Origin of the sequence: Streptomyces sp. NBC_01410 (assembly GCF_045040195.1) — a bacterium.
In the GTDB taxonomy this organism is placed as follows: Bacteria; Actinomycetota; Actinomycetes; order Streptomycetales; family Streptomycetaceae; genus Streptomyces.
In genome coordinates this window covers 5,689,363-5,705,568 of the sequence record NZ_CP109530.1, presented here as the reverse complement: position 1 = coordinate 5,705,568, position 16,206 = coordinate 5,689,363, and the positions used below count along the sequence as shown (strand labels likewise).

Sequence of the window (16,206 nt, the reverse complement as noted above, 5' to 3'; positions counted from 1 at the left end):
GTGCCGACACGTCCGGGCCTCGCGGTTGGGCCGGTGGACGCGGTGAGCCGTCCCCTGACGCGCGCCCGTGACCCCCTCCCCCCGCCGGCCCAGAGCCGAGCGAGGGAGAGCACCACGTGACCATCGCGCCAGCCGATCCGGCTTCAGGCATCTCCGAGCAGGTGGCCGACGGCCCCGGGACCGCCCTTCTGCGGACCCTGACGGGTCTCACCGCCGATCTGCCCGACACCGACCCCGGCCGTGTCGCCGCCGCCGCGCTGCGCGGCCGGCACGCCGGTTCGGACGCGGCCGAACTCCGGAGCCTGGCCACCGACGCGGCCGCGGGGCTGATCTCCGAGGACCCTGCCTACTCCCGGCTCGCCGCCCGCCTGCTGACCCGTCATATCGCCGACGAGGCAGCCGGACAGGGCGCGGTCTCCTTCTCCGCCTCGGTCGCCGTCGGCCACCGCGAGGGCCTGATCGCCGACCGCACGGCCGAGTTCGTGGCGCTGCACGCCGCCCGGCTGGACGCGCTGATCGACCGGGACGCGGACGACCGCTTCGGCTACTTCGGTCTGCGCACCCTCTACAGCCGCTATCTGCTGCGGCATCCGATCACCCGTCAGGTGATCGAGACCCCGCAGTACTTCATGCTGCGCGTCGCCTCGGGCCTCGCGGAGGACAACAGCACCCGCGCCCTCGACGAGGTCGCCGCGCTCTACCGGCTGATGAGCAGGCTCGACTACCTCCCCTCCTCGCCCACGCTCTTCAACTCCGGGACCCGCCACCCGCAGATGTCGTCCTGCTATCTGCTGGACTCCCCCCTTGACGAGCTGGACTCGATCTACGACCGCTACCACCAGGTCGCCCGCCTGTCCAAGCACGCGGGTGGTATCGGCCTCTCGTACTCCCGTATCCGCGCCCGCGGTTCGCTGATCCGCGGCACCAACGGGCACTCCAACGGCATCGTGCCGTTCCTGAAGACCCTCGACGCCTCGGTCGCCGCCGTGAACCAGGGCGGCCGGCGCAAGGGCGCGGCCGCGATCTATCTGGAGACCTGGCACGCGGACATCGAGGAGTTCCTGGAGCTGCGCGACAACACCGGTGAGGACGCGCGGCGTACGCACAACCTCAACCTCGCGCACTGGATCCCGGACGAGTTCATGCGCCGCGTCGAGGCCGACGCCGAGTGGTCGCTGTTCTCGCCCGCCGATGTGCCCGAGCTGGTCGACCTGTGGGGCGAGGAGTTCGACGCCGCGTACCGCAAGGCGGAGGCCCAGGGCCTGGCCCGCAAGGCCATCCCGGCGCGCGAGCTGTACGGCCGGATGATGCGTACGCTCGCCCAGACCGGCAACGGCTGGATGACCTTCAAGGACGCCTCCAACCGCACCGCCAACCAGACCGCCGAGCCCGGCCGGGTCGTGCACAGCTCCAACCTGTGCACCGAGATCCTCGAAGTCACGGACGACGGCGAGACCGCCGTGTGCAACCTCGGCTCGGTCAACCTGGGTTCGTTCGTCGCGGGCGACGGCATCGACTGGGAGCGCCTGGACGAGACCGTCCGTACCGCCGTGACCTTCCTCGACCGGGTCGTCGACATCAACTTCTACCCGACCGAGCAGGCGGGCCGTTCCAACGCCAGGTGGCGTCCGGTAGGCCTGGGCGCGATGGGTCTTCAGGACGTCTTCTTCAAGCTGCGCCTGCCCTTCGACTCCCCCGAGGCGAAGGCGCTCTCCACGAGGATCGCCGAGCGGATCATGCTCGCCGCGTACGAGGCGTCCTGCTCGCTCGCCGAGCGCAACGGCCCGCTGCCCGCCTGGTCCGAGACCCGCGCGGCCCGTGGCGTGCTGCACCCCGACCACTACGACGTCGAGCTCAACTGGCCCGAGCGCTGGGACGCCCTGCGCGCGCGGGTGGCGAAGAGCGGCATGCGCAACTCGCTCCTCCTCGCCATCGCGCCGACCGCCACCATCGCCTCGATCGCGGGCGTGTACGAGTGCATCGAGCCCCAGGTCTCCAACCTGTTCAAGCGCGAGACGCTCAGCGGTGAGTTCCTCCAGGTCAACGCCTATCTCGTGGAGGAGCTGAAGCAGCTGGGCGTATGGGACGCGCAGACCCGCGAGGCGCTGCGCGAGTCCAGCGGCTCGGTGCAGGGCTTCAACTGGATCCCCTCCGATGTCCGCGCGCTGTACCGCACGGCGTGGGAGATCCCGCAGCGCGGCCTGATCGACATGGCCGCCGCCCGTACTCCGTTCCTGGACCAGTCGCAGTCGCTGAACCTGTTCCTGGAGACGCCGACCATCGGGAAGCTCAGCTCGATGTACGCGTACGCCTGGAAGCAGGGCCTGAAGACGACGTACTACCTGCGCTCACGCCCGGCGACCCGGATCGCCCGCGCCGCCCAGTCGCAGGCGACCATTCCCGTGCAGCAGGCGTCCGCGCCCGACGACGACGCGATCGCCTGCTCCCTCGAAAACCCCGAGTCCTGCGAGGCCTGCCAGTAATGACCACTACCGAGAACAAGAATCTCCTCGACCCGGGCTTCGAGCTGACCCTGCGTCCGATGCGCTACCCGGACTTCTACGAGCGCTACCGCGACGCGATCAAGAACACCTGGACCGTCGAGGAGGTCGACCTCCACTCCGACGTCGCCGACCTCGCCAAGCTCACGCCGGGCGAGCAGCACATGATCGGCCGGCTGGTCGCGTTCTTCGCGACCGGCGACTCGATCGTCTCCAACAACCTGGTGCTCACGCTCTACAAGCACATCAACTCCCCCGAGGCGCGGCTCTACTTGAGCCGTCAGCTCTTCGAGGAGGCCGTGCACGTCCAGTTCTATCTGACGCTGCTCGACACCTACCTCCCCGATCCGGATGACCGCGCGGCCGCGTTCGACGCGGTGGAGGAGATCCCCTCCATCCGCGAGAAGGCCCAGTTCTGCTTCAAGTGGATGGACTCGGTCGAGAAGATCGACCGGCTGGAGACGAAGGCCGACCGGCGGCGCTTCCTGCTGAATCTGATCTGCTTCGCGGCCTGCATCGAGGGGCTGTTCTTCTACGGCGCGTTCGCGTACGTCTACTGGTTCCGCTCCCGCGGCCTGCTGCACGGCCTGGCCACCGGCACCAACTGGGTCTTCCGCGACGAGACCATGCACATGAACTTCGCCTTCGAGGTCGTGGACACGGTCCGCAAGGAGGAGCCCGAGCTCTTCGACGACGAACTCCAGCAGCAGGTCACCGACATGCTGAGGGAGGCCGTCGAGGCGGAGCTGCAGTTCGGCCGCGATCTGTGCGGCGACGGTCTGCCCGGCATGAACACCGAGTCGATGCGCGAATACCTGCAGTGCGTCGCCGACCAGCGGCTCACCCGGCTCGGCTTCGCCCCGGTGTACGGCTCGGAGAATCCGTTCTCCTTCATGGAGCTCCAGGGCGTCCAGGAGCTGACGAACTTCTTCGAGCGCCGTCCGTCCGCGTACCAGGTGGCGGTGGAGGGCTCGGTCGGCTTCGACGACGACTTCTAGGCCTCACTCGAGACCTCACAGATCTCTCCCGTCACGGGGGGACGGGAGAACCGGCCGGGCGGATGCAGGGGTGCATCCGCCCGGCCTTGTCGTTGCTCGTGCCGACAAAAGTAAAGGCAAGGAGCTTGCCCACTCCTTGCCACTTTCAACATATAGCGCACAGGGGGCCTTGCGGCAAGACCCGGGGCGTGGCGCAGAATCGTCAGCCGAAGCCAGGACCTGCGTAAATCAGGGATTCGCGAAGTACGTGTGCTTTGTCGAATCGAATGGGGGATTTCATGATTGACGCGATCATTGCCGGCGGTGGACCGACCGGCTTGATGCTGGCCTGCGAGTTGCGGCTGCACGGCGTGCACGCGCTCGTGCTGGAGAAGGAGACGGAGCCGACCAGGTTTGTCCGCGCGCTCGGTCTGCACGCGCGCAGCGTCGAGGTGATGGATCAGCGCGGTCTGCTGGAGCGGTTCCTCGCGCTCGGCCAGCAGTACCCGGTCGGTGGTTTCTACGCCGGCATCCCGAAGCCGTCGCCGGAGCGGCTGGACACCGCACATCCGTATGTCCTCGGCATCCCGCAGACCATCACCGACCGCCTGCTGACCGAGCACGCCACCGAAGTCGGCGTCGATATCCGGCGCGGCTGCGAGCTGGTCGGGCTGAGCCAGGACGACGACGGGGTGACCGCCGAGCTGGCCGACGGCACACAGCTGCGCTCGCGCTACCTCGTCGGCTGCGACGGCGGCCGCAGCACGGTGCGCAAGCTGCTCGGCGTCGGCTTCCCCGGTGAGCCCACCAGGGTCGAGACGCTGCTGGGCGAGATGGAGGTGGCCGTACCGCAGGAGACGGTGGCCGCCGTGGTGGCCGAAGTCCGCAAGACCCAGTTCCGGTTCGGCGTCGGACCCTTCGGGGGCGGGGTGTACCGCGTCGTCGTACCCGCCGAAGGGCTGGCCGAGGACCGCTCGGTCCCGCCGACCCTCGAGGAGGTGAAGAAGCAGCTGCGGGTGTTCGCGGGTACCGACTTCGGCGTGCACTCGCCGCGCTGGCTCTCCCGCTTCGGCGACGCCACCCGGCTGGCCGAGCGCTACCGGGTCGGCCGGGTGCTGCTGGCGGGCGACGCGGCGCACATCCACCCGCCGGCCGGCGGGCAGGGGCTCAACCTCGGCATCCAGGACGCGTTCAATCTCGGCTGGAAACTGGCCGCCGAGGTGGGCGGCTGGGCGCCGGAGGGGCTGCTGGACAGCTACCAGACCGAACGGCACCCGGTCGCCGCCGACGTGCTGGAGAACACCCGCGCGATGATGCTGCTGATGTCCCCCGAGCCGGGTCCCCGGTCAGTGCGCCGGCTGGTGTCGGAACTGATGGACTTCGAGGACGTGAACCGGTACCTGACCGAGAAGATCACCGCGATCGGGGTCCGCTACGACTTCGGCGAGGGCCATGAACTGCTCGGCCGGCGGCTGCGGGACGTGAAGCTGAAGCAGGGTCGCCTCTACGAGCTGATGCACGGCGGCCGCGGGCTGCTGCTCGACCAGACCGGCCGGCTCTCGGTGGAGGGCTGGGCGGACCGGGTCGACCACGTCGTCGACCTCAGCGAGGAACTGGACGTGCCCGCTGTGCTGTTGCGACCGGACGGCCATGTGGCGTGGGTCGGTGACGACCAGCAGGATCTGCTCGGCCGGCTGCCCAAGTGGTTCGGCGCACCATCGGCTTGACGGCCCACGGACCGCTACTCCGCATTGCACGGGGCCTTCACCGCTGCCGCGTTCCGGCGGGAGACGGGCGTGGGCTTCGGGCTCACGATCGTCCTCGACGGGACCGGCGTGCGCACCGGAGCACGGACCCGAGCAGTGGTCGAGGAACGACGCCGGGCCTCTCGCAGCTCGGCCTGAAGCAGCCTGGCCCGGCGCACGTCCCTCCGGCCCAGCTCCGCCTCGCGCAGCTGGCGGTCGACGATGCGCTCCCTGACGTTTCCCACCAGTGCGGGAAGGAGGACGAGCCCGAGGAGGGCGATGACGAAGAGGTACTCGAGGAATGTGTTCATGCCGTCCACTGTCGTCCTCGCGCGCCAAGAAAGTCAGTGGCAGGACTGTCATGAATCATCGAATTGCTGCCACAATGGTCCCATGCTGAAAAACGTGGCCGCCGTCCTCCTGGAGGACGTGCATCCCTTCGAGCTCGGGGTCGTCAGCGAGATCTTCGGCCTCGACCGCAGCGACGACGGACTGCCCGTGTACGACTTCGCGGCAGTCTCCGCCGAGGGCCCCGTCCTGCGCACGCATGCGGGGTTCACCATCAGCACTCCGTACGGCCTCGAACGGCTGGAGGACGCTGATCTCATCGCCGTGCCCACCGGCGGTTCCTACCCGACCCGCGAGTATCCCCAGGAGTTGCTCGACGCGCTGCGCCGCGCCGTCGACCGCGGTGCGCGCGTGCTGAGCGTCTGCACCGGCGCTTTCGTCCTCGGTGCCGCCGGGCTGCTCGACGGCCGCCGCTGCACCACCCACTGGCGGCACGCCCGTGCCCTGGCCGAGCGCTGTCCGCGGGCCCTCGTCGACCCCGATGTGCTGTACGTCGACGAGGGGCCGGTGATCACCTCGGCCGGCACCGCGGCGGCGATCGACGCCTGCCTCCATGTCGTACGCCAGGAGCACGGCCCCGAGACCGCCAACAGCATCGCCCGCCGCATGGTGGTGCCGCCGCACCGCGACGGCGGCCAGGCGCAGTACATCGACCGCCCGCTGCCGCGCACCTCGTGCGACACGGTCGGCGAGGTGCTGGCCTGGATGGAGCGGCATCTGGACGTCGAGCTGACCGTCGAGCAGCTCGCCGCCCGGGCGCATATGTCGCCGCGTACCTTCGCCCGCCGCTTCCAGCAGGAGACGGGCACCACTCCCTACCGCTGGCTGCTGCGCCAACGGGTGCTGCTGTCACAGGAGTTGCTGGAGACGACGGACGAGACGGTGGACGCGATCGCGGGCCGCGCCGGCTTCGGCAACGCGGCCGCACTGCGCCACCACTTCCTGCGGACGCTCGGCACCACGCCGCACGCCTACCGCCGCACCTTCCGGGGCCCGCTGCACGGCGTCGCGTGACGCACCGCCCCGGCAGGCGCTCCCCGAAGGATCAGGCCTTGGGGACGGTCTCGTAGCGCGGCGTGCCCTCTTCCATCTGGCGCAGCGCGTCCTTGCGGTCCCGCTTGGAGAGCCGGTCGATGTACAGGTAGCCGTACAGATGGTCCGTCTCGTGCTGGAGGCAGCGGGCGAAGTAGCCCGTGCCGCGCACCTTGATCGGATTGCCTTCGGCGTCCTGGCCGCGCACCACCGCGTAGTCGGGGCGGGCCAGCGAGGCGTAGGCCGTCGGGACGGAGAGGCAGCCCTCGTTGGAGTCGTCGAGGACGCGCAGCTCCGGCGGCAGCTCCTCCAGCACCGGGTTGCAGACGACACCGGTGTGACGTCGGCCGTCGTCGTCGGGGCAGTCGTACACGAAGACCTTGAGGTCGACGCCGATCTGGTTGGCGGCAAGGCCCACGCCCTCCGCCGCCTTCTGGCTGGCGAACATGTCGTCGATCAGAGCCGCGAGCTTGTCGTCGAACTCGGTGACGTCCTTGCACTCCTTGTGGAGCACGGGGTTGCCGACGACCGTGATCGGGCGGGCCGTGCCGCGCTCGCGGTACGCCAGCTCGCGCTCCTCGCAGTTCTCCGTGTCGACGACGAAGCCGTCGTTCACCTGCTCGTCCGTCTGCTGCTGCGCCATGGCCGCTTCTGCGCCTTCCTGGGAACCCGAATCGATCCCGTACAGCCTACGGCCCTCGGTCAGCAGACTTCTTCGAGATCCCGCCACTCACGGGTGCCGGGGCTGTCGGCGACCCAGCCGTCCAGCAGGCCCCGGACCAGCCCGGCGGGGGCGGCGATCCCGCACTCGCGCTCCGGCGACCACAGATCGCCCGCTGTGCGGTGGCCCAGCGGTCCCGGGTGGCCCGGCTCGCTGTGGTCGTGCGGGTCCAGGTGCTCGCCCTCGCCCTCGGCGCTGGGCATCCGGCTCTCGGAGCAGGCCCGGCACAGCAGCCGCACGGAGGAGGACCAGTCCTCGGCGGCGAAGCCGGCGTCGGAGGCGAGCTGCTCCAGGGCGTCCCGGTCGGCCTCGGTCGCGGCTTCCAGCAGCACCACCCAGGTGGGGACGGGAGAGGGCGCCCAGAGCTCGATCTCGTCGAACACGGGGTACGAGGGCCCGGCGGTGGTGGTCCGCTCGCCGTGCGGCACGCCGTCGTGCAGGACGACCTCGCCCCAGCGCCGCCCGGAGGACGGCAGCGGGATCGAGAGCACTTCTATCCGTGCCGGATCAAGCCTGCGGCCCCACACCACCTCGGCCTCGCCCTCGGGCGACAGCCGTACGGCGGCGCTGCCGAGCTCCATGCCGACCGGCTCGCCGTTCGCCGCGGCCGCGCCGGGCACCTTGAGTCCGTAGGCCTGCCAGGCGCGGCGGGCCAGCGGCCAGTCCTGGAGGGCGGTGGCGGCGATCCCGACGTTCCACCAGTCGGGGGCGCCGGTCTCCTTGTCCAGCAGCGCGACGGCCCGCAGGCCGGCGGCGCGGGCCTGCTCCCAGTCGTGCCGGAACTTGTGCAGAAGTGCAAGGTTGAACCAGGACTCCGAGAGCCAGGGCTCCAGGTCCGCCGCCCTTGTCAGCAGCGCGCCCGCGTCCTCGTACCGGCCGTCGCCGATCAGCGTGAACGCGCGGTCGGTGGCCTGCCGCCACGAGGCGGAGGGCCGATGCCGTACCTTCCCGAAGATCCTCACGATTCCCGCCTGCCGGTCGCTCGGGTCACTGCCCCCGGACACCTGTTTTGTGCCTTCCTTCGCATCCAACCATGCCGAGCTGGAGGCTCGCTCATTACCCATGGGTTACCCAGGCGGCACCGGGGCCAGACCGCCTCGGGCAAGGACTCTGGCGAGCGATTCGACGACCTCTGGCTGGTAGTCCCGCCCTGTGCCCAGACGCAGCTGTTCGAGTGCGCCGAGCACTCCGCCCGCTGTTCGTCCGCTTCCCCCGGTCAGATCGTCGTATGCGTTGACGGCGCGGACAATCCGGGCGGGCAGCGGCTGTTCGCGGTACGGATCTGCCTGCAGCTCCACAACGACCGCGACGGCGGCCGGGACCCCGGTCTGGCGCACGACCGCACCCCCCAGCAGGGCTATCCGCCGCTGCTCGGCCACGGGCAGCAGGGCGGTGGCCCCGTCCCGAACGGGGTCCACGAGCGAGAGCTGCCCGATGTCGTGCATCAGGGCCGCGTACTCCAGAACGGTCAGCTCGGAGCCCGAGAGCCCCAGCTCGCGCCCCACCGCGGTGGAGAGCGCCGCGACCCGGCGGGCATGGCCCGGCCGGGTGTATCCGGCGATCTCGGTCGACCGGGCGAGGGAGGCGATGGTCTGCCGGTAGGTGGTGCGCACGGCCGCGTACCGGCGGAAGGACAGCTGCGTCAGCAGCAGCGGCACACAGAACACGGGCAGCGCCCAGAGCCCTGCGACGGCGACGGAGAGCGCCATCACGGCCCCGGTCGCGCAGACGGCCGAACCGATGCCGAGGAGGGCTCTGAGCTCCTCACGCAGCAGTGGTGTGTACGGGAAGCCAGTGGTGCGGGCGTGCAGCATCGCGGCGGCCAGTACGGCGTCGCACAGGGCGGTCAGCAGGAGCAGGACGACGAGGAACAGCGGGTAGTACGCCCCGTGTCCGACCCAGCGCTCCAACTCGCCGGAGTTGTACAGCGGCTGGAAGCAGGCGGCGGCGAAGGAGACGGTCAGCACCCGCCGCGCCACATGATCGAGCGCGGGCCCGCTCCCCCGCGCCACATGGGGCACGGCACCGGCGAGCGCTGCCGCGACGACGACGCAGACGACTTGCAGCACGCCGTGTGTCGTGGGCTGCCCTGCGCACTCCCCCAGGAGCGCGTACGCGAGGGCTCCGGCGGCACCGAGGGGCGCCGGTTCGCGCTCCCCGAGCAGAGCGCCCCAGCGGGCCAGCTCCCCGACGGCGATGAACGTCCCGAAGGCCAGGGCGTTTGCGGGCTGTTCGAGCCCCTGCCACAGGGTCAGGGCGAGGGCCCCACCGGTGAGCAGGGCGGCGGCGGCGTACACCCCGCGAACGGTGATCCCGGCCGCCGGGCTCACTCCGGTCCGCCCGGCGCACCGTCGCGGCCCGCGAGCGGCCCACGGACCGGCAACCGGACGGGCTGCGGCTGCGACTCCGGTTGCTGCTCAGGCTGTGGCGGGACGTTTCCGCACGCCGCCTGCGCGACCGGCTCGTCCGATGTCACCGAGGTCTCCCAGCCGTGCCGGGCGAGCGCCCGCACCAGTGCCTGCACCATCTGCGGGTCGAACTGCGTCCCCGCGCACCGCTTCAGCTCCTCGAGCGCCGCGTCCACCGGCCGCGCCCGGCTGTACGAACGCGTCGAGGTCATCGCGTCGAAGGCGTCCGCGACCGCGACCACCCGCGCGAACTCGGGGATCTGCGGCCCCACCAGACCGTACGGATATCCGCTGCCGTCCAGCCGCTCGTGGTGGTGCAGGATCGCCGCCCGCGCCTCCCCCAGGAATCCGATCCCGCGCACCATCTCGTGCCCGTACTCCGGATGCAGCTCGATCACCCGCCGCTCCTGCGGCGTCAGCGGACCGTCCTTGCGCAGTACGCGCGTCGGCACCCCGAGCTTGCCCACGTCGTGCAGGATCCCGGCGGACCTGAGCACCTCCAGGCGCCCTTCGTCCATGCTCAGTTCGCGCGCGATCAGCACGGACGCGCGCCCCACCCGCTCGCTGTGCCCCCGGGTGTACTTGTCCTTGATGTCGACCGCCTGCACCAGCGCCCGGATCGTCGCCTGATGCGCGGCCCGCTCATGGTGGTACTGCGCGAAGATCCAGCAGGAGATGTACATCGGCAGCAGGACGAGGAGCGCGGACAGCGGCCCGTACGGACTGCGCCACAGCACCGCCATCATCAGCCCGGCGAGCCCGTGCACGAGGTGCGGAGCCAGTGAGCGCAGCAGCGGCCCGCGCCAGGCGCTGCGTACGGGCAGCCGTTCCGCGGTGGCGAGGATGCCGCCGTCGAGCGCGGTCAGCACCAGACAGAAGGCGAGGGCTCCGGCCGCGGCCGGCAGCAGCGCATACGGAAAGTCCGGTACGCGCAGCGTCCGCCCGCCGCCGAGCAGCAGATACGCCTGCGCCGCGCCCCAGGTCGCGAGCGAGAGCCGGGCGGCGCGCCAGATCCGCCGTACACCCGCGGGCCGCTGGTCCACCCGCCCCAGCAGCGCGCCGGGCACGGCGACGAGCGCGGCCGCGGGGGGCGGCAGCACAAAGGCCGCGGCGAGCAGCACGGGGAAGAAGGACCCGGCGCCGACCGGCACCCGGTCGCCGGGACAGCGCCAGCGGGCGGGCATCTCGCACACCGCGTACAGACCGGCCAGCAGCAGCGCGCTCCAAGGCACCGTGGCGCCCGGCCTCACAGGGGGCAGCAGCGGCAGCGCGCAGGCCGCAGCGCAGAGCACGGCGCCGAGAATGTACGCACGTGCCGCCGTCGGTATGGCCGTCACCGCCCAGCCCCCTCCTCAAATCGAGCGCCAGGCTAGCGAGTTGAAGGGTGAACGGCGGGCGGATGCGCTCTGTTCGCACCCACGGGTGACACGTGGGTGAACATACGAGCAGGGTGCGCCGCGAGAATCGCGACGCACCCTGAACGCGTGTACGAGTTTGTTTGTCGGCTACTCCTGGGCGAGACCCGGGAGGTCCGCGCCGGCGACCGTCACATCGTGGTCGGGCACGGCCTGCCCCGAGCGGATGAGATCGATGCGCCCCATGACCTTGGCCCGCAGATCGCTGGGCACGTCGTCATGTCCGCAGCAACGCTTGACGAGCTTCTTCACCGCCTGCTCGAGACCGTACTTCTCCAGGCACGGCGAGCACTCCTCGAAGTGCACCTCGAACTTCGTGCAGTCGCTCTCGGACATCTCACGGTCGAGAAACTCGTAGAGATGGTCCAGGACCTCTGAGCAGTCCGTCTCGTGCGGCTCTCCGCAGCTCATGAGCCCGAGCCTTTCGCGTTGTTCGACTCCCCCGCACCGGCGGGTACGAGTCCGCGCTCGCGCGCGTAATCCTCAAGCATGCCGCGCAGTTGACGGCGGCCCCGGTGCAGGCGGGACATCACCGTCCCGATCGGTGTTCCCATGATGTCCGCGATCTCCTTGTACGCAAAGCCCTCTACGTCCGCGAGATAGACCGCGATTCGGAACTCCTCGGGAATGGCCTGCAGCGCTGCCTTGACGTCCGAGTCCGGCAGGTGGTCGAGAGCCTGCGACTCGGCGGAGCGCAGCCCGGTCGACATGTGCGACTCGGCGCGCGCCAGCTGCCAGTCCTCGATCTCCTCGGCGCCACTGCGCTGGGGCTCGCGCTGCTTCTTGCGGTACGAGTTGATGAAGGTGTTCGTGAGGATCCGGTACATCCACGCCTTGAGGTTCGTGCCCTCGCGGAACTGGTGGAAGGATCCGTACGCCTTGGCATACGTCTCCTGCACGAGATCCTCGGCATCAGCCGGATTCCGCGTCATACGCAGCGCGGCCGAGTACATCTGGTCCAGGAAGCCGAGAGCGTCCCGCTCGAAACGGGCATTGCGCTCGGCAGTCGTCTCCTCGGACTGCCCCGCCTGGCCGTCGTCGGTCCCTGCGTCGGTCCCAGTGACCGGACCCACCTCCTCCAACGCTGTGGCGAGACCGAATGCGGACCCGCTCGACTCGGAGGATAGACGACGATCCGCTCCGCCCGCCGCCCGACGAGGGGCGGTCTTGGCCGCGGAAAGCACCGTCCACTCCAGGTCAGCGGTGTTCGAGCGGCTCGGGCAGATGGTCGAACCCATGCTGTGGACTCCCTACTCCGTGCGCTGTGACTGACGTCCCGACAACCGCCTCAACAGTGTGTGCGCGCGCATCATTCCCGGAGCCCGCGGACCCAGTCCCGCACCGCATCCGTGATCACCCGCAGCGTCTCGCTCTCGCTGATCCCGGCCCGCTTGGGGACGGCGAAGCCGTGATCTCCGTAGGGGACTTCCACGAGCTCGTACGCCCCCTCGGGGAATTCCGCGGGCTTCCCGAAGGGATCGTTGCCGCCCTGTACGACGAGGGTGGGCACGCCCGCTCCGAGCAGCTCGTCGGCGCGGGACTTCTCGGGACGGCCCGGCGGATGCAACGGAAAGCTCAGCGCGAGCACCCCGACGGCCCCGAGCTCGACCGCGGTCCGGCAGGCGACACGGGCCCCGGCACTGCGCCCTCCGGCGACCACGGGCAGCCCGGACTTCGCCAGTACGGGCCAGATGCCGCGCCATCCGGCGTCGAGCGTCTTCGGCGCGGGGGCGACCTTCTTCCCGGCCACCCGCCAGGGCTGCTCCACCAGCGCGACGGTGACCCCGTCCGCGGTCAGGCCCCGGGCGACGGCCTGCAGATCCCGCGCCTCGATCCCGCCCCCGGCACCGTGCCCGAGCCCCAGCACCAGCCGGGCCCGCCTGGCGGCATGCCAGGTGACACGCGCCTCACCGGCGTCCGTCTCCACGCTCTCGATCCGACTCACGCTTCCATCCTGCCGCGCGAAGCGTGCGACAGGGCTGCGCCGCGACGGGGTGCGGTCAGAACAGCGTCTCCACCTCCGGCGCCGCCAGCTCCTCCAGCAGCTCCGGCCCGTTGTTGCGCACATTGCTCACCGCGGTCGTCACCGCGTACGCCCGCATCAGCCCCTCCGGCGGCGGTTCCAGCATCCCGCGCAGTTCGTCCAGGTCCGTCCGTGAGGGGTCCAGCCACGCGTCCCACCGGTCCGGTGTCAGCATCAGCGGCATCCGCGGGTGGATGTCGGAGAGCGACCGGGGGCCCTGCGCCGGGGCCACCCCCAGCGGGCCCTTCTCCGCCTCCGTGGTGATCACCGAGCACGTCACCCACCACGCCAGCGGATGTTCGTCCGGCAGCGTCCGGTCCCGCCAGAACTCGTACAGCCCCGCCATCGCGAACACCGATCCGTCCGCCGGCGTCACGAAGTACGGCTGCTTGCGCGGGCGCTTCTTCTTGCCCTCGACCTCGAGCTCCCGCTCGCCCGCCCCGGTCACCCACTCGAAATAGCCGTCCGCGGGCAGGATGCAGCGCCGCGAGACGAAGGGCTTGCGGAAGGACGGCTTCTCGTGAATCGTCTCGGCCCGCGCGTTGATCATCCGTGCCGCGCCCTCGGGTGACTTGGCCCACGACGGCACGAGCCCCCATTTCAGCGCCCGCAGCTGGCGAACCGGACGCCGGTCCGGGGCGTCTTTCACAGGGCGCTCGAGAATCGCGTAGACGTCCTTCGTGGGGGCCACGTTCCAGTCGGGCTCCAGCGTCTCCTTGGAATCCCACTTCTCGACCTCGAAGAGTCCTGAGAGATCCTCGGGCCTACGACTCGCTGCATACCGTCCGCACATGAGTGCCAGACTGCCACTCCTGCCCGCCGCCCGAGGAGCCGCCCGAGAAATGGCCATCACACAGTCAGCCACCGATCTCTGGGACCGCGTCTTCGGCTCTCAGCCCGCCCCCGACGAATGGCTCGTCCTCGTCGCGGGCGTCATCGCTCTCGGCGTCGTCGCACCCCACCCGATATGGCGGATCTCGCGCAACGCCATCACCATCGCCCACGAGGGCGGCCACGGCCTCGTCGCGCTGCTCACCGGCCGCCGGCTCGACGGCATCCGGCTGCACTCCGACACCAGCGGCCTCACGGTCAGCCGCGGCAAGCCCACCGGTCTCGGCATGATCCTTACGGCGGCCGCGGGCTACACCGCGCCACCGCTCCTGGGCCTCGGCGGGGCTTGGCTGCTCGCCGCGCACCACATCACGCTGCTTCTCTGGCTGGCCACCGCCCTGCTCATCGCGATGCTGGTGATGATCCGCAACGCGTACGGCGCGCTCACCGTGATCCTCACCGGCGCCGCCTTCCTCCTTGTCTCCTGGCTGACAGAAGCCGAGGTGCAGGCCGCCTTCGCCTACACCGCCGTCTGGTTCCTGCTGCTCGGCGGCGTACGACCGGCCTTCGAGCTCCAGTCCAAGCGGCGCCACGGCGGGGCCCCGGACTCGGACGCCGATCAGCTGTCCCGGCTGACCCATGTACCGGCCGCGATGTGGCTGTTCCTGTTCCATGCCGTGTCACTGTGTTCACTTATCGGCGGCGGCCGCTGGCTGCTGGGCCTTTGAACACCCGCGGTCCGGTGGGCGGACGCGCCGGGAAACCTGACCGGCCGAGCCCTCTATCACTCCCCGGTTACGCCCCGATTTCGCCACTTTTGATCAAGATCCTGGTCTTCGCGGAACCACTAAAGTGATGGCCATGACCGAAAGCTCCGTGCACCCCGCCCTGTGGCCCGCCCCCTACGCGACCGGAGCCGTCGAAGCGACGGTGACCGTGCCCGGGTCCAAGTCGGTCACCAACCGGGCCCTGGTGCTGGCGGCCCTGGCCGCCGAACCCGGCTGGCTGCGCCGCCCGCTGCGCTCCCGCGACAGCCTCCTGATGGCGGATGCCCTGCGCGCGCTGGGCGTCGGCATCGAGGAGACGGTGTCCTCCAGCTCCACCGTCGCGGGCAGCCACGACGGCGAGGGCGAGGCCTGGCGCGTCATTCCCGCCGGTCTGCACGGCCCCGCCACGATCGACGTCGGCAACGCCGGTACGGTGATGCGCTTCCTGCCCCCCGTCGCCGCGCTGGCCGACGGCGCGGTCCGCTTCGACGGCGACCCCCGTTCCTACGAGCGCCCGCTGAACGGCGTGATCGACGCGCTGCGCGTCCTCGGCGCCCGTATCGACGACGACGGGCGCGGCTCGCTCCCGATGACCGTGTTCGGCAGCGGCGCGCTGGACGGCGGCTCGGTGGAAATCGACGCCTCCTCGTCCTCGCAGTTCGTCAGCGCCCTTCTGCTGTCAGCGCCGCGATTCAACCAGGGCGTGGAGGTACGCCACATCGGCGGCACCCTCCCCTCCATGCCGCACATCCGGATGACCGTCGACATGCTCCGCGCGGTCGGCGCCCAGGTCGACGAGCCCGAGACCGGCGGCGAGCCCAATGTCTGGCGGGTCTCCCCCTCCGCCCTGCTCGGCCGCGATCTGACCGTCGAGCCGGATCTGTCCAACGCCCAGCCGTTCCTCGCCGCCGCGCTGATCACCGGCGGCCGGGTCACCATCCCCGACTGGCCCGAGCGCACCACCCAGCCCGGTGACGCACTGCGCCGGATCTTCACCGAGATGGGCGGTGCCTGCGAACTGACCGAGTCGGGTCTCACGTTCACCGGCACGGGCCGCATCCACGGCATCGACGTCGATCTCGGCGAGGTCGGCGAACTGACCCCGGGCATCGCGGCGGTCGCGGCGCTCGCCGACTCCCCCTCCACGCTGCGCGGCGTGGCACATCTTCGCCTCCACGAGACGGACCGCCTCGCGGCCCTGACCAAGGAGATCAACGAGCTCGGCGGCGATGTCACCGAGACCGAGGACGGGCTGCACATCCGCCCGCGCCCGCTGCACGGCGGCGTCTTCCACACGTACCACGACCACCGGATGGCGACGGCGGGCTCGATCATCGGCCTCGCCGTCGAGGGCGTACAGATCGAGAACGTGGCGACGACCGCCAAGACCCTGCCCGACTTCCCGCGGATGTGGGCCGGAATGCTCGGGGCCTGACGA

The 16,206-nt window shown here is 70.5% G+C and carries 15 protein-coding genes; 6 read left to right on the top strand and 9 right to left on the bottom strand.

Annotated features, from left to right (window positions below; all coding sequences use genetic code 11):
- The first annotated feature begins 116 nt into the window (after positions 1–116).
- From OG741_RS26420 to rox, 3 genes are all read left to right on the top strand, one after another.
- On the top strand, positions 117–2,483 hold the full coding sequence (locus tag OG741_RS26420) for a ribonucleoside-diphosphate reductase subunit alpha (RefSeq protein ID WP_405601876.1): 2,367 nt from the start codon (positions 117–119) through the stop codon (positions 2,481–2,483).
- Positions 2,483–3,499 carry a ribonucleotide-diphosphate reductase subunit beta gene (locus OG741_RS26415; RefSeq protein ID WP_405601873.1) on the top strand — a complete coding sequence of 339 codons (1,017 nt, stop codon included), beginning with the start codon at positions 2,483–2,485 and terminating at the stop codon, positions 3,497–3,499. Before OG741_RS26420 ends, OG741_RS26415 begins: the two co-directional genes overlap by 1 nt.
- 278 nt (positions 3,500–3,777) lie before the next feature.
- Positions 3,778–5,205: a rifampin monooxygenase gene (gene rox, locus OG741_RS26410; RefSeq protein ID WP_405601870.1), complete on the top strand. Its 1,428-nt coding sequence runs from the start codon at positions 3,778–3,780 to the stop codon at positions 5,203–5,205.
- Positions 5,206–5,219: 14 nt separating this feature from the next.
- Here the strand turns inward: rox and OG741_RS26405 are convergent, their stop codons facing one another.
- Positions 5,220–5,534 carry a hypothetical protein gene (locus tag OG741_RS26405; protein WP_405601868.1) on the bottom strand — a complete coding sequence of 105 codons (315 nt, stop codon included), beginning with the start codon at positions 5,532–5,534 and terminating at the stop codon, positions 5,220–5,222.
- Positions 5,535–5,616: 82 nt separating this feature from the next.
- Between OG741_RS26405 and OG741_RS26400 the strand changes: the two genes are divergently transcribed.
- Positions 5,617–6,585 carry a GlxA family transcriptional regulator gene (locus OG741_RS26400; protein WP_405601865.1) on the top strand — a complete coding sequence of 323 codons (969 nt, stop codon included), beginning with the start codon at positions 5,617–5,619 and terminating at the stop codon, positions 6,583–6,585.
- A gap of 31 nt (positions 6,586–6,616) precedes the next feature.
- Here the strand turns inward: OG741_RS26400 and def are convergent, their stop codons facing one another.
- The 8 genes from def to OG741_RS26360 form a co-directional block, all read right to left on the bottom strand.
- Positions 6,617–7,246: a peptide deformylase gene (gene def, locus OG741_RS26395; RefSeq protein ID WP_405601862.1), complete on the bottom strand. Its 630-nt coding sequence runs from the start codon at positions 7,244–7,246 to the stop codon at positions 6,617–6,619.
- Positions 7,247–7,305: 59 nt separating this feature from the next.
- Positions 7,306–8,286: a hypothetical protein gene (locus OG741_RS26390; RefSeq protein ID WP_266487706.1), complete on the bottom strand. Its 981-nt coding sequence runs from the start codon at positions 8,284–8,286 to the stop codon at positions 7,306–7,308.
- Between the two features lie 105 nt (positions 8,287–8,391).
- Positions 8,392–9,654 (bottom strand): HD-GYP domain-containing protein, encoded by a 1,263-nt coding sequence (locus OG741_RS26385; protein ID WP_405601859.1) that lies wholly within the window; start codon positions 9,652–9,654, stop codon positions 8,392–8,394.
- Positions 9,651–11,069, bottom strand: a complete 1,419-nt coding sequence (locus OG741_RS26380; protein WP_405601856.1) for an HD-GYP domain-containing protein — start codon at positions 11,067–11,069, stop codon at positions 9,651–9,653. The genes OG741_RS26385 and OG741_RS26380 overlap by 4 nt, the downstream gene beginning before the upstream one ends.
- Positions 11,070–11,237: 168 nt before the next feature.
- Positions 11,238–11,558, bottom strand: a complete 321-nt coding sequence (gene rsrA / locus OG741_RS26375; RefSeq protein WP_266487220.1) for a mycothiol system anti-sigma-R factor — start codon at positions 11,556–11,558, stop codon at positions 11,238–11,240.
- Positions 11,555–12,220, bottom strand: a complete 666-nt coding sequence (locus OG741_RS26370; protein WP_266487700.1) for a sigma-70 family RNA polymerase sigma factor — start codon at positions 12,218–12,220, stop codon at positions 11,555–11,557. Before OG741_RS26370 ends, rsrA begins: the two co-directional genes overlap by 4 nt.
- A gap of 236 nt (positions 12,221–12,456) precedes the next feature.
- Positions 12,457–13,092, bottom strand: coding sequence for an alpha/beta family hydrolase (locus OG741_RS26365; RefSeq protein WP_405601854.1), 636 nt, complete (start codon positions 13,090–13,092; stop codon positions 12,457–12,459).
- 55 nt (positions 13,093–13,147) lie between these two features.
- The gene (locus OG741_RS26360) at positions 13,148–13,963 is read right to left on the bottom strand and encodes an SOS response-associated peptidase (RefSeq protein WP_405601851.1); all 816 of its coding nucleotides are present in this window, start codon (positions 13,961–13,963) and stop codon (positions 13,148–13,150) included.
- A 49-nt stretch (positions 13,964–14,012) separates the two neighbouring features.
- Between OG741_RS26360 and OG741_RS26355 the strand changes: the two genes are divergently transcribed.
- Together OG741_RS26355 and aroA are read left to right on the top strand one after the other, a co-directional pair.
- Positions 14,013–14,729, top strand: coding sequence for a M50 family metallopeptidase (locus OG741_RS26355; protein ID WP_405601848.1), 717 nt, complete (start codon positions 14,013–14,015; stop codon positions 14,727–14,729).
- Between the two features lie 133 nt (positions 14,730–14,862).
- On the top strand, positions 14,863–16,203 hold the full coding sequence (gene aroA, locus OG741_RS26350) for a 3-phosphoshikimate 1-carboxyvinyltransferase (protein ID WP_405601845.1): 1,341 nt from the start codon (positions 14,863–14,865) through the stop codon (positions 16,201–16,203).
- The last annotated feature ends 3 nt before the right edge of the window (positions 16,204–16,206 follow it).

Excerpts from the sequence above, each read along its gene's own strand:
- OG741_RS26405 (WP_405601868.1), bottom strand. The coding sequence starts at position 5,534 with ATGAACACATTCCTCGAGTACCTCTTCGTCATCGCCCTCCTCGGGCTC.
- OG741_RS26400 (WP_405601865.1), top strand. The coding sequence starts at position 5,617 with ATGCTGAAAAACGTGGCCGCCGTCCTCCTGGAGGACGTGCATCCCTTC.
- aroA (WP_405601845.1), top strand. The coding sequence starts at position 14,863 with ATGACCGAAAGCTCCGTGCACCCCGCCCTGTGGCCCGCCCCCTACGCG.
- OG741_RS26415 (WP_405601873.1), top strand. The coding sequence starts at position 2,483 with ATGACCACTACCGAGAACAAGAATCTCCTCGACCCGGGCTTCGAGCTG.
- rox (WP_405601870.1), top strand. The coding sequence starts at position 3,778 with ATGATTGACGCGATCATTGCCGGCGGTGGACCGACCGGCTTGATGCTG.
- def (WP_405601862.1), bottom strand. The coding sequence starts at position 7,246 with ATGGCGCAGCAGCAGACGGACGAGCAGGTGAACGACGGCTTCGTCGTC.
- OG741_RS26355 (WP_405601848.1), top strand. The coding sequence starts at position 14,013 with ATGGCCATCACACAGTCAGCCACCGATCTCTGGGACCGCGTCTTCGGC.
- rsrA (WP_266487220.1), bottom strand. The coding sequence starts at position 11,558 with ATGAGCTGCGGAGAGCCGCACGAGACGGACTGCTCAGAGGTCCTGGAC.
- OG741_RS26360 (WP_405601851.1), bottom strand. The coding sequence starts at position 13,963 with ATGTGCGGACGGTATGCAGCGAGTCGTAGGCCCGAGGATCTCTCAGGA.